The organism is Streptomyces sp. NPDC056128 (assembly GCF_042263835.1).
Classification (GTDB): Bacteria; Actinomycetota; Actinomycetes; order Streptomycetales; family Streptomycetaceae; genus Streptomyces.
In genome coordinates this window covers 1-1,597 of the sequence record NZ_JBHJVQ010000089.1, presented here as the reverse complement: position 1 = coordinate 1,597, position 1,597 = coordinate 1, and the positions used below count along the sequence as shown (strand labels likewise).

General features: G+C 67.7%; 1 protein-coding gene. It reads right to left on the bottom strand.

What is annotated here, in order from left to right:
* Nucleotides 1-1,597 (bottom strand): AMP-binding protein (locus ACFC1X_RS40740; protein WP_376364824.1); only part of this gene is annotated, 1,597 nt, incomplete at both ends.

Genomic DNA, 1,597 nt, shown 5'->3' with positions numbered 1-1,597 from the left:
CCCGCCACATACAACTCACCCGCCACACCCACCGGCACCACCGACAACAACCCGTCCAGCACATACACCCGCGTATCCCCCACCGGAAGACCGATGGGAATGCGGTCGTGGAGGTCGGAGAGGGCGGTGAGCGTGTGGTGGACAGCGCACAGCGTGGTCTCCGTCGGACCGTAGCTGTTGGTGACGCGAATATCGGGGTTGGTGTCGAAGATGCGTTCAACGACCTGGGGCGACATGCTCTCGCCACCACTCCAGATCTCCCGGACGCCGGCGAGGCTCGCTGGGTACTCCTCCACCAGTAGCCGCAGTACGGAGGCCGCCATCATGAGGCCGGTCACCTCGCGGTCGATGATGGTCCGGGCGAGCACCGCCATGTCCGTCCCGCCGGCCGGAGCCACGACGATGACACCGCCCGTCAGCAGCGGGCCCCACAGCTCATACGTGGACGGGTCGAACGTACTCGGGGAGTGCAGCAGTACTCTCGCGCGCGACTCCTCGTTCCAGCACGGGTCGCCAACGAGTGCCAGCACGTTGGCGTGTGTGACGGACACGCCCTTCGGAGCACCGGTGGAGCCGGACGTGTACATCACGTAGGCCATCTGCTCCGGTGCGGACGTGATCCCGGGGGCGAAGTCCGGTTCGTCGGCCAGGCCGCGGGTAGCGTCGGCGACGACGGTCCTCACCGGTAGCGAGGAGGCGAGCGTGCGGGGGCGGTCTACGAGAACGATCCGGACGGCGGCCTCCTCGAGGATCCGGCGGATGCGCTCCGCCGGCAGCCGGTCGTCCAACGGGACATACACGCCACCGGCCTTGATCACGCCCAGCACCGCGGCGACGGACGCCACGGAGCGGTCCATCAGTACGGCCACGCGGTCCTCGATGCGCACGCCCTCCCGGATCAGCCGGTTCGCGACGCGGTTCGACAGTCGATCCAGTTCGGCGAAGGTCGCACTGCCGTCCGCTGCCTCCACTGCGATCTCTGCCGAGCGGGTAAGGGCTTCAACCGCGAATCGCTCCTGGAGCGAGCCTTCGAGCACGATGAAGTCGTCCGCGTTGTGGCCGTGGGCCGAGATCAGGCTCTGCCGCTCGTCGCCCGAGAGGATTTCGATCGTGTGGAGGGGGGTGTCGGGGTGGGTGGCTGCGGTGGTGAGGAGGCGGGTGAGGTAGGTGGTGATCCGCTCGGCCGTGGTGCGGTCGAACAGGTCCGTCGCGTACTGGAGCACTCCCTTGAAGCCGCCGGAGTGGGCATCATCCTGGACTGCGGCAACTCCGAACGTGAGGTCGGTTTTGGCGGTTTCGGTGGTGGGGGGGAGGGTGTGGGTGGTGAGGCCGGGGAGTGTGAGCTGGGCGGGGGTGGTGTTGTGGTAGGCGAGTGTGACTTGGAAGAGGGGGTGGCGGGCGAGGGTTCGTTGGGGGTTGAGGGCTTCGACGAGGGTTTCGAAGGGGAGGTCCTGGTGGGCGTAGGCGGTGAGGGTGGTGTCGCGTACGCGGGTGAGGAGGTTGCGGAAGGTGGGGTTGTTGGTGGTGTCGGTGCGCAGGACGAGGGTGTTGACGAAGAAGCCGACGAGGTGGTCGAGGGCGTCGTCGGTGCGTCCGG